Raw genomic sequence first — 13,080 nt, 5'->3', positions numbered from 1 at the left:
CGCTTAAAGAGCAGGTGTTTCGACTTGGTACATCGTCGCAAGACCCGCTACTTTATTCTTGAATGTCTCTCGGCGTTCGACAGGTGCGATGATTTCTGCTTGGTTGCCGAACTGGATCAGCCACATCATGAAGCCGTCAGAAAAGAGCGCATCGACCTTAACCTCGAACCAGAGGTCATCGAGACGACGACAACGGATATCGGTCCCGAACCGGTCAACGACGGTCGGCATCAGACTCTCCTGGAATTTAAGCGTCAATTGCTCGTTCTCTCCTCCATACATGTTGAACATATTACTTAAGTAACTTGGCTCGACATAGACCGGTTCTTCCATCGGTTCGAATGCTTTACAATCAACGATTCGATCGACCCGATACGTTCGAACCTCTTTGATCCGTTCGTCTCTTCCGATCAAATAGTAATTTCCGTTATCCATCAATAGATGTGCTGGTGAAACGAGATAATGCTCGCCATCCTTGCGTAACTCGAACTTTCGCGTCCGTTCGTTGAATTTCCCTTGGTACTGGAAGCTGATGACGAAACCTTCACTGATTGCTTTCTGAATCGTATCGATTGAGCGGGACGTCATCCCTTTTGGTTTTTTGACAGTATGTAGGACCGGCTGAAGTGACTCCGCCATCTTATCACTCGTCAGGGATTGAAGCGTCTTGACGAGAGCTGTTGTCTCACTTTCCGAGATGAACTTCGCACTAGCGATGGCATCGACGAGCAATCGGAGCTGATGATGTTCAAAAGGACGACTGACGAGATGATACGGAATGGCAAGTCCATTCTTCGTCTCTTCCGCCACGACGTCGAAGCCTGATTTAGCAAGTGCTGCAATATCATCCTTTAACGATTTTCGGGATAGCTTCTCGATTAAGCCTCGTTTTGAGAGTTCCATGCTTAATTCCTCAAGCGTCAACGTATGATCTTCATCCGACTGACGTTCGAAGATTTCTCGTACAGCAAGTAAGCGGTCACGGTTTGTTAATTTTTCGTTTGACACTACGCATCCTCATTTCCTAAGTCACAATGGTTTGGTTATACTTTACAGTATACATGAAAAAGAAAATTAGATTAACAATAAAATGGTAAATATTAAGAGATAGGAGAATTTGGATGCATTGTATCGCAGAATGGAACGGGCAGCGCTTTGATTACCGGGATAGCGGAAGCGGTCCCGTCATTCTTTTAATTCATGGGACGCAGTCGGACTATCGGGAAATCTACCATGTCGAGAAATTGATTGCTGCAGGGTATCGTGTCATCGTACCATCGCGTCCGGGGTATGGGCGAACACCACTTCAACTCGCAGATAATCCAGAGGCGCTCGCGACATTTTACGCCGGGTGGCTCGCATCTCGTCAAATCGAACACTATACCGTTTACGGCATCTCAGCCGGAGGACCGACGGCGATCGCCCTTGCCGGAATGGATACGGGCGTTCATGCCCTCGTCTTAGCATGTGCGATGACGCATCGAATTTCACTTCCTTATCATCGCCTACTCATCCAACCGGTCTTGCAGCGTCCCTTGCAGTTCATTCAATTGGGGATTTGGGCGTATGTGAAGGATAAAATCCGGAAGTTTCCTGAAGAAGCGGCAGTCCGGATGGTCGAGATGACGAGTCTCTTACCACGCGAAACAATCCGTACTCACATCAGTGAGACGGATGCTTCGTTGTTATATGAGGTCGGTCTTCAAAATGGTCCAGGACGGGGTGTGTTATTCGATATTACGCAAGACTTAGGACAAGAGCGACTCGAAGCCGTCACGTGTCCGGTTTTGATCGTCCATTCAAAGTCAGACCGTGCTGTTCCGTTCGAACACGCGGAATACGCTCGACGAAGCATTCCGCATGCACAGTTCATCGAATCGAAGAGCCCCGGTCATCTCATTTGGATTGGTCCATCCGCACGTCGGGATGAACGCATGATTGAACGCTTCATCGCTTTCAATCAGATGACTTGAAGCCGAAGCCGCATCTTCAACTTCTCGTCGTCCTCTTCGATCGCAACCAGTCCCCGGTTCTTCAGTTCACCGATCGCACGACGTGTTCGATCTTGATTGAGGCGGGCACAGCGGGCGATCTCGGCGATCCCCATTCGGCACGATAATTGATTGGCCTTGATTTTTGATGAAGGCTTCGCGACGGAACGTTGTAAAAGTCGCCAAAAGACGTGTCGGGCATCTTCCGACAAGGCGTAGGCGTTCTTCTCGATCACCGGTGGCATATAGCGGACATCTTCTCGAATTCGGCGAATCAGATAAAGACTGAGCCATTCTTCGAGTTCCGCTAGAATCCGTGAGAATTCGAACCACCAGAGCTGCTCGAGTACCTCTTCTTCTTTCGTCGCCAGTTGCCAATTAGCAGGAATCTCATCAAATTCTTCTTCGAGCCAATCTTCGTAATCGAGAGCCGTCTCATATAAGACTTGTGACGGAACCTGTTCGAGCGACGTCCGATGTTTATAGATATCAAAGCTCATCCGCCGAAAATGTTCGACGGATGCAGCCACTTGGCTCAAATGAATCAATTGTTTCGTAATCAGCCGCGCCAGTCCATCCATTTCGAGGTGGATGGCATATAAGTGTTTTTCTAGCGCAATGAGCGTACTTCTCTCCATTCGACTGTTCCTCCCCTATTTGTTTTTCGTCTTCTTGTCTTTTTCCGCAAAACCCTTATTCAAAACCAATTGTGAGCATATCGATGTATTGACAGTGAAGTTTGGAATAGAATAAAACAATCGAATTCAAAAGGAGATGCACGATATGTATACGATTTATGGTAGCTCACGTAAAGGAAACAGTGAATGGCTAGGTGAACAAGCGTTGAAAGGCATCCGTCATGTGGCTGTCGATTTGGCGAACGTCTCGATTCAGCCGATTGAAGACCGCCGTCATCATGGTGGCTTTTTGCCGATCGGTGATGATTATCGCCGAATCGTCGAAGCGATGCTTGAACACGATGACATCCTGTTCATCACACCGATTTACTGGTACTCGATGTCGACGAAGATGAAATTATTCATCGACCGCTTCAGCGAGTCACTTCGCGACGAAGAGCTCGACTTCAAAAGCCGAATGGCAGGGAAACGATTCCACTTGATTGCCGTCGGTGGAGACGATCCGCGCATCAAAGGACAGGCACTCGTCACGCAGTTCAAGCATATCGCGTCGTTCCTCGGTGCGACGCTTGAGACAACGATTCTTGCCGAAGGGAATGCACCGGGTGAGGTCGAACACGATCAAGAAGCAATTGTGGCCATCGAGGCGTTTCGCGAAAAAATGTCAGGTGCACGTGTTTAAGCACGGATCTTGAAGGGAATTATCTGAAGCAGAGCGCACGACTGTCTAGCGTACGACTCAATTCAGGAGGTGGTCAGCCATGTTCGCATCTAAAAAACGATCGAATCGCAAGTGGAAACAACTGACTTCACGCCAGCATATCCTTCATCTTGAACATTTGTATCAATCTCGCGAAGAGACGATTGTTCGTGATCGCCTCTCCTTGCAACACATCATGGAACGTGCAGTCCGGACCGGACAGACGGTCCACGTCCGATTGAAACAACTGGATATGGTATCCGGTTCAATCCAAGCGATTTTTCATGACCGTGGAACGATTGAACTCGTCACATCGACAGGTATGCGCCGAATGGTACGAGCGTCAGACGTCATCGATATCAAGTGGAAGGCAACCTAACAGCATTCAACCCCTTCTCGATGAGAGAAGGGGTTTTGATTTATATGAGTCCTTTGCCACCGAGCGGTTGATCTTCCAGTACACGTTCAACATGTTCAAGTAACGGACGCGCTTGCGTAATCAAGTGCTGCGTCACCGGTAAAGTTAAGGATGCTTGATGAGTAGCCGAATCCGTCCAAATTTCGCGAACATGCAAAACATCTGGCTCGTCAGAACGGCTGATGATGTAGTGCAGGCAGCCCGGATGCGTCGCAAGAGAAGCCGCAGCTTCAAGCAACAGGGCAATGACGTTGTCGCGTTGTCCGTTTTGAGTCGTAAATGTCGTCCATAATCCATACATCATGAGGTACCTGATAACGGTCGAACTTCCGCTCGCCAACCGTAAGATTCCCCTTCTGCGACTTGAGTCGTCGGATGAAGGAAAGCTAGTTCCATCGCATGATCTAAATCACGTGCTTCAAAGACGATCAAACTGCCGATTTGCTCCCCACTCGAGCGATCTGGTTCATCATTCGTCTGCACGACACCATCTCGCCAGTAAAATGCTTGTGTCGCTAGACCCGGGTGCCAGTCTGATAAAACGTTCACTTGTTTATTAAAGGTGTTCATCAACGCATCACAACGCGACATCAAGGCGTCAATCTCTTCCTTCGATAAAGCATCCATCTGGTCTGCATCGTAATAGCCAACATATAAGAATTGCATCATCTTTCCTCCTTTCATCCTTTCCATTCCCTTCCAAGAGAAGGTTAAACAAAAGCCTCCTTGTCTCTATACTGAGAAACAGGAGGCTTACGTATCATTCATCTTTTAATTTGACATTTTGATCGGCTGGTAATGTTGTTGTCGTTTCCTCATCTTCGAGTTTCGGGACGCCAGCACCATAATCGGTTGCTTCATCCGCCACATACGATGCCGCAAACGCTGGATTCAGTAAATCAGACTTCGAACCGACGATGACAATCCGACCGTGTCGGACTTCATCTTCTAGGTCCTCGGCGACATCCTTCGTCATACCAAGCTCGGACAACTGAGCGATCCGGTCTTTCCGGTTACTCCGGACGGCTGATAATAAGGTCTCGAAGAACGACTTCTTCGTCACGCGATACGGTAACGTCTGCGTATCGTTCGCGATGCGTTCCGCGAGTTCTTCGTCTTTCGCAAAGATGTAGATCTGTTTATTCGAATAACCACTTGATTTAAGGCTCGTCACTTCTGCGTCGACAGCGGTCATGTTTCGTACGATGCGCGTTTCAAGCATAAAAATCCCTCTCCTTCATGCAGCAAGCTGCTGATAAGAAGTTATACCCGAAACATAATAGTTAAAACCTGAAATTGAAAAATGGATTAAGCAGCCGTCTGGATTGCTGCTGTGCGTCGTTTTTGCCAGATCGTAAACATCGTAATCAAAATCATCAGGACGACTTGCGGGATGAGTGTCTCGATCGTCGGATAGAAGCCGATCCAGCCGGCGGTTCCGAGTCCATTGATCGGATGGATCGGTAAGACGTTTGTCAGCTGCAACGCGTGCAGACTCGTACCAAGAATCTTGAATGCCATCAGATAAATTAACCAGGATGCGACTTGGAACAAACGATGGATCGGTAAACGAACACCGATCTGGATGACCGCATACGAGACGAGTCCGATGATGACGATTGCAAGACCAATCCCGGACAACAAGGCAGTCTTCGTCATCGCTGGTGCCATTCCGATGTAGAATAACAACGTCTCGGCACCTTCCCGGAAGATCGTCAAGAAACTGACGAAGAACAAGGACGTCGTTGAGAGCGTCGACAAAAAGTGTTTGCGTTTCGCGACGGCGCTTTTCGAGTGCAACCAGTAGCCGACGAACAGCATGACGACGACCGCGACGATTCCCGTATAGCCCTCGATTTGTTCGCGACCTGTTGCTGCGAATGAGGCTTGAAAGACTGTCTGCAGGATGAGGGCTAACAGACCACTTGCGATCAGACCAAGCCCGGCACCTGCCCAGACCTTACCTTCTTGTTTGGTTCGGCTTTTCCGTGCAAAGGCAACAAGTGCACTGACGATTAATAATGCTTCCAAACCTTCCCGGAGCATTACGAGCATCGCGTCGATGAACGTATAATGTGTCTTTGTTTGTAATTGTGCAATAGCATTCTCGAACGACTGGAGTTCTTGTGCCGTCTTTTGCTGAGTTTCCGGCGTCAGCCGAGCAAGTAGCAAGGGTACGTCTGATTCAAGCTGGGAATAGAGACCTTCATTTCGTGTCCGGACCTCGCCTTCGGCTCGCGGCCAGGTCTTCAGAAACGATTCGAGTGCCAGCTTCGCTTGCGGCAAATCACTTGCTGCAAGCGCGGTCTGCGCCTCTTCAAGCGGTGTCAGCAGTGACTGCAGTCCTGTTTTCTTCGCTTGGACTTGTTCTCCGGCGAGGAAGGACTGGACTGCATTGTCGAATTGATCAAGTGCCGCCTTCCACTCCTTCGTATCCGCAGGCTTTCGCGCCGCAGCGATCCGAATCGACGCAAGCGCCATCTCGATGTTGCCATAGTGACCGATACTGTCATTACGGACAAGACTTTCGTGCGTTGCCCAAGCGGTCAACAATCGTTGTTCCGCTGCCGGACGATCGCTCGCTTTGACTTGACGCATCTCTTTTGTCAACGAAAGCAATTGCTTCACCTTTGCTTTCGCAACCGGATCTGTCTTCGGTTTCGTGGCTTCTTCCTGCTTCCGGACGGCAGCAGAGAGTGCCGTCAGTTGCTCGCGGACTTCAGGAAACGCTGCCGATCGTTTTGCATCGACCTGTTTGACGGCTTTCCTGATTGCCGCTTGTTGATCAGGTAAATCTTGAGCAGCTTGCCCTAATTCATCGATGGCTTGATTCAGTGCCGCGCGATCTTCACTTGCGACGGCAGACAGGGCTTGTCCGATTGCGACATAGAGATCATCCGTCGAAGCAGCATGGACAGGCACCGCGTGTTGACCAGCTACAAGGAGTACAAGTAAAAGGACAAGATTACGCAAATAACGCATCACCGATGTAGCCTCCTTTCGAGATCCCACCGAAGCAGGCGAAAATGGCACTTCCACGGTGCGTGATGTATTCATTCAGTCGATCCTGCGCGGCAAGACGGCGCTGAATCGCGATGAATTGTTTTGGCGAACGCTGATACGATAAAAAGAGTAGTCCAGCATCGAGGGCACCTGTCTTCTCATCAATGCCGTCTTGATAAGAGTAGGAACGGCGTAGGATCGCTGTCTTCCCGTCTCCATGCGCGACAGCGGTATGCGAGTCAACCGGTAAGGCAGCTTCGCCACGAGCTTGTCGTTTCGCTGGGGTGACGGAAGCGAACTCGTCTGTTGAGCCGAGCGGTGCCCCGGAAGCACGTTCGCGTCCGAAAGTCCGTTCCTGTTCCTTCAGGATCGTCCGGTCCCAAACCTCGAGATGCATCTGAATGCGGCGGACGACGAGGAACGAGCCGTTCGTTAACCACGGCGTCCCGTCCTGCCACTGACAAAAGAGCGATTCTTTCCGGACTTGTTGCTTCGAGACGTCGGGATTTCCCGTGCCATCCTTGAAGCCGAATAAATTGCGCGGCGTCCCGCCAGAGGCATCTGCTGCTTTACTGCGCTGGAAGCCAGCTTGCGACCATCGCATCGCGACCGTTCCGCGCCCAACACGGACGAGGTTACGAATTGCATGGAAGACGACTTGCGCATCATCACCGCAAACTTGAACGACAAGATCACCTCCGCCCCATTTTTCATCTAAACGATCGAGATCGAACGTCGGCAACGGTTTAAGCGCCTCCGGTCGTTTATGCTGAATACCAAAGCGACCGTCAAATAGACTTGGACCGCACCCGAACGTAAACGTCAAATGACCGGCAGATAATCCGTCCGCTTCCCCCGTATCTTCCGGTGGGATGTAACGGGAGTCGGAATCGCCATATGGTAACCCAGCCGCAAGTCGGGCACATAACCGTGTCCAGCGTTTTAATAAATCAACGAGTTCATCGCGTCGCTCCGTCTTGATATCAAACGCTACGACTTGGACGTGGTTTTGTGGTGGTGTCAAAATGCCTGCTTGATACGTCCCGTAGAACGGCTCTTGATCACTTGCTTCAACAGTTAATGTCCGCGGAAGAAACTTCTCAAGACCACTGGCATACAGGGCGGCCCCGAGACTCGTCAAGCCTGCGACCTTCAGGACATCCCGTCGCGTGACGCCTTCTTGTATTGGTTTCATGCTTATCCCTCCAGTACGATGCCCATCTTCGAGAGCGGTTCCGCGAGTTCATTGATTGCGACACTCATCTGTTTGACGTCTTGTTTCGAGAGACTCGTGTAGAGGACATACCCGTCACCCTTTTTCTTCGCGTCAAGTAATGCATGGACATCCTTGAAGCGAGCAGCGATCTCTTTTGATAACGTCGCATCTTGTTTCTTCAGCGCCGGGTTCAACAAGTCATAGATTTTTTCAGCCCCCTCGACGTTTGCTGCGAAGTCATATAAGTCCGTATGCGAATAACGGTCTTCTTCGCCTGTCACTTTTGACGTCGAGACTTCGTTTAATAGATCCGTCGCCCCCGTGACGAGTAATTCCGGTGTCACCTCGACCGTCTCGACCTTCGCCCGTAGTAAATGAACGTCTTTCATCAATTGCTTCGCGTACGCTTCATAGCCTCTTGTCGTTCCCTTTTCAAACAACCCTTGTTCGATCCGGTGGTAGCCACCCCACTCCGACGCTTTGACATCGCCTGCTCGCGCATCGATTTTCGGATCGAGATCACCGAACACTTCCGCGATCGGTTCCGCGCGTTCGTAATACATCCGCGTCGGTGCGTACAATGCTTTCGCTTCTTCCAGTTTGCCCGCTTGAACGGCATCGGTGAATTTTTCTGTCTCACGAACGAACGTATCGATTTCATTGATTGCATACGTCCGGTAATCGGTGACGACCTGATCGAAATTCTCCTTTTTCGGTGCTGGTTTCTCCGCTTGTTTGGCTTCACTACAACCCGCTAAGACGACCGCGAGTGCGCCTGTCATCAACAATGCTTGTTTCATCTATCGTTCCCCCTGTAAATGGTTAAGTCAGTTCCTTCATCAGTATAGACGACAATGATAATCGTTATCAATAAAAATTTTTGCGTAATAAAAAAAGCTTGAATTAGTCATTTTTGACCAATCCAAGCGCTTTGTCAGGTATTTTTTTTTCGTTTTTTGAAATAGGTCCGTGAAATAATGAACGTGACAATCCCAAAGCCAATGAAGACGAACGCTTTTTGGAACAAGGTGAGGAATGACAAGTCAAACAATAAAAGCTTGACGGCACTGATCGTCAGGAGCAACAACCCGGATAACCGCCATGTCGACGACGTCCGCATCCGACCGATCGCGACGAGCACGAGGGCAAGGACGATATAAGCCGCGGATAACGTCGTACTACGCGCTGTCTCTTCAAGACCGCGATAGAACGGTAACTCCATGATGATCAACGTGTAGGTCGTAAAAACACCGATCGCCGCTAGGACAAGTACGAGTTGCCACGACCCTTTCCAACCCGGATCACGATGTGTCTGAACGAGGAGTAAGACGAACGCCGTCGAAGCTAGGACCATCGCTAGAACGGTCAAGGCGTAGGATAAACCTAGGTTTTGATAGGTTTCATAGTCAACGACAGCCGAGAAGATGAAGACGACATACAATCCGACGTTAAATAACCGTTGGTGTGGCATCCGCGCTCGTGGAACGAACCAGAATGCAGCGATTAATCCAGCAATCAAAAAGTAGCGCAGTTGATACGTCCAGCTGAGGGCATCTGCCGGAATCAAGAGGACGGCGACGAGTAAGGCGACGTGACCGACACCGTTTTGAGCGGAATCCTTCAATCGTTCAGCGAGCAGGTAGGCAGTGCCAGCGAACAGAATCGCGATCAGCGTACCGAACGACCAGTCAAGGATCAGTAACGTCAGTAAGACGACACCCCCAGCGAGCCAACTTGGGACGTTCTTCTCAAACTGAATCCGTTTTCCGACGAAGGAAGTCGCACCGTAGCCGAAGAATGTCGCAAGTAAGAGAGACCATTCATCAAGTCGTGGTACCTGTTCATCAAGCCAGTAGAGCTCTAACGAGAGTAGACCGAACGCGAGTGCGATCGTAAAGATCACCCAAGCGAAGACGAACGCTTTTTTGGCCTTCAGTCGGTCAACCGCAAAGAAGATCGCTGCGAACAAGACGACTTCGTACAATAAGAAGAGCGGTAAGTTCGGGTCGTCCGATAATTGTAGATACGGTAATAAGAAACCGGTGATGGATACGAGGACGAGCAAGGCTTGCGATCGCATCCAGAGCATCAGACCGTACACGATGAAGACGACGACGAGCTCAAGTAAGAAGGCTAAAGACGGTGGATAGAATTGATATAAGGCCATTCCGGCGAACAGTGCTGCCAAGGCGACGATCGTACCGGTCGCGACGAGTCCGACCCCGAGCTCACGTCGTTTCTTCTCATACTGGTATTCTCCAAGGGCGATGACGAGTAAACCGATCAATACCCCACTTCCGATGCGGACAGGCGGACTGATCAGACCGGCAACCGAGGCGTAGGAAAAGAGGAACAAAGCCCCAAGTGCGGCGAATATGGCTCCAATTCGGGGTAACCAGACAGTTGCGATGACCTGTTCCCAGTCTTCGCGGGAGCGCTTTTCCTTAAATGTTGGTTGAGGAACAACCGGCTTTCGTTTCGTAAAGGCAGGACGCGGGGCTGGGCGAGCGACCGTGCTCACTTCTGGTTCGCTCGGTTCAGGGGCGACAGGCGAAGTGTGCTGTCCTTCAAGGGCAGCCACTCGTTGTCGTAACGCCGCGACCTCCTGCTCGAGACGCGTGATCCGTGGATCTTCCATCTCTTCACTTCCTTTCATGGATACATTGTCATTCTTTTACACACCTAGCAGGTGAACTCCTTCATTTTACAGTAGTTTTCGTATCAATATGCCTGAAAATGACAAAAATCCGGTCGCGTCGGGGCGACCGGATGAGGATTTAACGAACAGATAACGCATATTGTCCTGTCTGATTGAAGACGGACGTGAACTGCGAACGACTGACACTATACTTGCCACGATATGGATCTGAAACGTAGAACGAACCGCTCGAGACACCCGTCACAAGCATGACATGATAATTACGGTACCCTGTGAATGTTTTACCGTCTGGTTTAATCCAAGAGAAGTAACCGTATGGATTTTTGAAATCGACCGTTGCCCAGACGATGACCGGGTTACCGCTACGGATCTCACTCTCAATTTTCGAGACGCCTTGTTTTGAGATATCAACGGCACCACTGCGGTATTTTTTCGCAAGTGGTAGGATCCCTTTCGGATAGATGCCCCAGTTCTTGTAGTAGTCGAGCGTTCCGGCTGGATTACCTGTGAACATCTTTTGTGGATCTGCCCAGTAATACTTCCCGTTCTTATACGTCGCGTTCTTCATGCTTTTCGGCATTTGATTATAGAGTGACGCAGCAGAAACGGCTTTTTTCTTGTATTCGAGTGCCATCTTCAGTGAGACGAACTCACAACCAGACGGATATCCGAGTGAATATTGATTGTAGTATGGGACGTTCAGCTTCTTCGTCGTCGTCGATGGTTTTGACTTCGAAACGTACTGCGTCGAGATATAGCGGTAGCTTCCCTTGTAGAGAATCCGTGTCCAGCTCCCTGACGTGCCGTATGTCGCAACGGCAACCCCTTTATTCAGCTGTCCTACGACTTTATACTTCGTTCCAGCACCCGTCCGGACGTTGAGTGTGCCGACCGTCGTATACTTCGTTCCTGTCGACGTATATTTCGACGAAGACGATTTGACGTAGTTCTTGTGTATGTAGCCTGTGCGGGATTTGTAGCTGATTTTATACCAGCTGCCGGACGTTCCCTTTGATGTGTAGACGTTCCCTTTGTAGACATTACCGAGAATCTTACTCGATGTCGACGGTTTCTCGCGGACGCGTAAGACATCCGTCGTCACGGTCAACTTCGTCGCGGCCTCAGCGATCAACGAAGGGCTGAGTACGCCAACGATGACAACCGCTACGAGCAATGCGGATAAGAATCGTTTCATGATAGACCCCCTATGTTTAAATTTGGTGAGACATTCCCTTATTCCCAACTTTTTGAAAAAATAATCAACATTTCTTTAGAAAAATCTGAAAAATAAGGAATGCACCTGTTCTTTATATCAAAAAAACCCGACCATGCCTATGGGCACAGTCGAGTTGTCATCAACCTGCAATCAAATTAAAATTTAATTTTGGATCGTCAAGATATAAGGTGACGGTTGCGCAAAAGCTTGTTCGAGCAGATGGGCAACAAACAAGGTATCTTCTTCTTTCACCGGAAGCGGTGCATCTTCGACGATACTGCGGTAAAAGGCACGGTACAGCTTGCCGTAATCACCGACGGGACTCGGTATCCGGACGTCTTGTAAGTGACCGTGTTCATCATGATAAATCAAACGCCCATAATCGTCTTCTGAATCCTCACCGAACCCCTCTTCTCCCGGGAAGTAGTTCGCTTTCAGGTCGAGCTCTTGCCGGTCGACGTGTTGTTTGATGAACGTGCCGTTCGTGCCGTGTAACATCCACCGGGGTGCCGGGGCAAGTGCGACATGACTCGTCCGGACGCTGACTTTCAGCTCCGGATAATAGAGATCAATCGCAAACGCATCATCGGGATTGTGCGGCAGTCGAACACTACGCACATCAAAGGCAACCTTGTCCGGTTTTCCGAATAAGGCGATGATTTGGTCAAGCGTATGAACACCAAGTCCGTAGAGTGCGCCGTTCTCATGGCGCGCATCAGCTGACGCTGCTTCGGGACGAAACAAATCAAACTGCGAGACGACTTCGACAAGTCGTCCGAGTTTTCCGGAACGGATGATTTGGGCGACGACTTGGAAGTCGCTGTCGTAACGGCGGTTTTGATAAGCGAGAATTTTGACGCCTTGCGCATGTGCTTCCGCAAATAAACGCTTCGTCTCCTCTTCAGTCACGGTAAACGGCTTTTCGACGAGAACATGCTTTTGATGTTGCAAGGCGAGCAACGCGTATTCGAAATGGGTAGCCGGTGGTGTATTGATGACGACGACATCAAGTGCCGGGTCAGCGAGCATCTCAGACACATCCGTCGTAAAACGGGCATCCGGCAGTCGATCCTGATAGGATGCGAACAGCTCCGGTTTTTCCTTCCGATTGTAAATCCAGGTGACGTGATAGTTGTCCTCGATCATCACGTACGGTAAATGGTAACGGGTCGTACTTTTGCCAAAGCCGATGAAGCCGATATTCAATCGCATCCGATCACTCCTTGAACCGTTCTTTTT

14 protein-coding genes are annotated in these 13,080 nt (G+C 49.9%); 3 read left to right on the top strand and 11 right to left on the bottom strand.

From position 1 onward, the window contains the following. Positions 1–3: 3 nt before the first annotated feature. Positions 4–1,008: a helix-turn-helix transcriptional regulator gene (locus B3S86_RS06180; protein ID WP_290750405.1), complete on the bottom strand. Its 1,005-nt coding sequence runs from the start codon at positions 1,006–1,008 to the stop codon at positions 4–6. A 113-nt stretch (positions 1,009–1,121) separates the two neighbouring features. Between B3S86_RS06180 and B3S86_RS06175 the strand changes: the two genes are divergently transcribed. Continuing rightward, positions 1,122–1,973 (top strand): alpha/beta fold hydrolase, encoded by an 852-nt coding sequence (locus B3S86_RS06175; RefSeq protein WP_290750402.1) that lies wholly within the window; start codon positions 1,122–1,124, stop codon positions 1,971–1,973. Here the strand turns inward: B3S86_RS06175 and B3S86_RS06170 are convergent. Beyond that, positions 1,961–2,629, bottom strand: a complete 669-nt coding sequence (locus B3S86_RS06170) for a hypothetical protein (protein ID WP_214853785.1) — start codon at positions 2,627–2,629, stop codon at positions 1,961–1,963. The two genes, B3S86_RS06175 and B3S86_RS06170, sit on opposite strands and share 13 nt — an antisense overlap. 145 nt (positions 2,630–2,774) lie before the next feature. Here B3S86_RS06170 and B3S86_RS06165 point away from each other — a divergent pair, with 145 nt between their 5' ends. Together B3S86_RS06165 and B3S86_RS06160 are read left to right on the top strand one after the other, a co-directional pair. Then, positions 2,775–3,311 carry a flavodoxin family protein gene (locus tag B3S86_RS06165; protein WP_290750396.1) on the top strand — a complete coding sequence of 179 codons (537 nt, stop codon included), beginning with the start codon at positions 2,775–2,777 and terminating at the stop codon, positions 3,309–3,311. Between the two features lie 79 nt (positions 3,312–3,390). Beyond that, complete coding sequence (locus tag B3S86_RS06160) at positions 3,391–3,708, top strand: hypothetical protein (protein WP_290750393.1); 318 nt, start codon at positions 3,391–3,393, stop codon at positions 3,706–3,708. A 40-nt stretch (positions 3,709–3,748) separates the two neighbouring features. Here B3S86_RS06160 and B3S86_RS06155 read toward each other — a convergent pair whose 3' ends face one another. From B3S86_RS06155 to B3S86_RS06115, 9 genes are all read right to left on the bottom strand, one after another. Beyond that, the gene (locus B3S86_RS06155; RefSeq protein ID WP_214853777.1) at positions 3,749–4,051 is read right to left on the bottom strand and encodes a putative quinol monooxygenase; all 303 of its coding nucleotides are present in this window, start codon (positions 4,049–4,051) and stop codon (positions 3,749–3,751) included. Then, a complete protein-coding gene (locus B3S86_RS06150; protein ID WP_035407990.1) occupies positions 4,048–4,413 on the bottom strand; it encodes a YciI family protein in 366 nt (121 codons plus the stop codon). Before B3S86_RS06150 ends, B3S86_RS06155 begins: the two co-directional genes overlap by 4 nt. Positions 4,414–4,507: 94 nt before the next feature. Next, entirely contained in the window at positions 4,508–4,969 is a 462-nt protein-coding gene (locus tag B3S86_RS06145) for a general stress protein (RefSeq protein WP_035407992.1), read from the bottom strand. A gap of 86 nt (positions 4,970–5,055) precedes the next feature. After that, positions 5,056–6,729 (bottom strand): FTR1 family iron permease, encoded by a 1,674-nt coding sequence (locus B3S86_RS06140; protein WP_290753224.1) that lies wholly within the window; start codon positions 6,727–6,729, stop codon positions 5,056–5,058. Further along, entirely contained in the window at positions 6,713–7,945 is a 1,233-nt protein-coding gene (efeB, locus tag B3S86_RS06135; RefSeq protein WP_414651168.1) for an iron uptake transporter deferrochelatase/peroxidase subunit, read from the bottom strand. The genes B3S86_RS06140 and efeB overlap by 17 nt, the downstream gene beginning before the upstream one ends. 2 nt (positions 7,946–7,947) lie before the next feature. Next, entirely contained in the window at positions 7,948–8,766 is an 819-nt protein-coding gene (gene efeO, locus B3S86_RS06130) for an iron uptake system protein EfeO (protein WP_290750385.1), read from the bottom strand. Positions 8,767–8,900: 134 nt separating this feature from the next. Further along, positions 8,901–10,604 (bottom strand): DUF2339 domain-containing protein, encoded by a 1,704-nt coding sequence (locus tag B3S86_RS06125; RefSeq protein ID WP_290750382.1) that lies wholly within the window; start codon positions 10,602–10,604, stop codon positions 8,901–8,903. A gap of 139 nt (positions 10,605–10,743) precedes the next feature. Continuing rightward, positions 10,744–11,820 carry a C39 family peptidase gene (locus tag B3S86_RS06120; protein ID WP_290750378.1) on the bottom strand — a complete coding sequence of 359 codons (1,077 nt, stop codon included), beginning with the start codon at positions 11,818–11,820 and terminating at the stop codon, positions 10,744–10,746. Between the two features lie 183 nt (positions 11,821–12,003). Then, on the bottom strand, positions 12,004–13,053 hold the full coding sequence (locus B3S86_RS06115; RefSeq protein WP_056061392.1) for an oxidoreductase: 1,050 nt from the start codon (positions 13,051–13,053) through the stop codon (positions 12,004–12,006). Positions 13,054–13,080 lie beyond the last annotated feature (27 nt).

This window comes from Exiguobacterium sp. UBA3968, assembly GCF_002385115.1.
Classification (GTDB): Bacteria; Bacillota; Bacilli; order Exiguobacteriales; family Exiguobacteriaceae; genus Exiguobacterium_A.
Note: the sequence above shows the minus strand (reverse complement) of the source record. Positions and strands in the feature narration are given on the sequence as shown.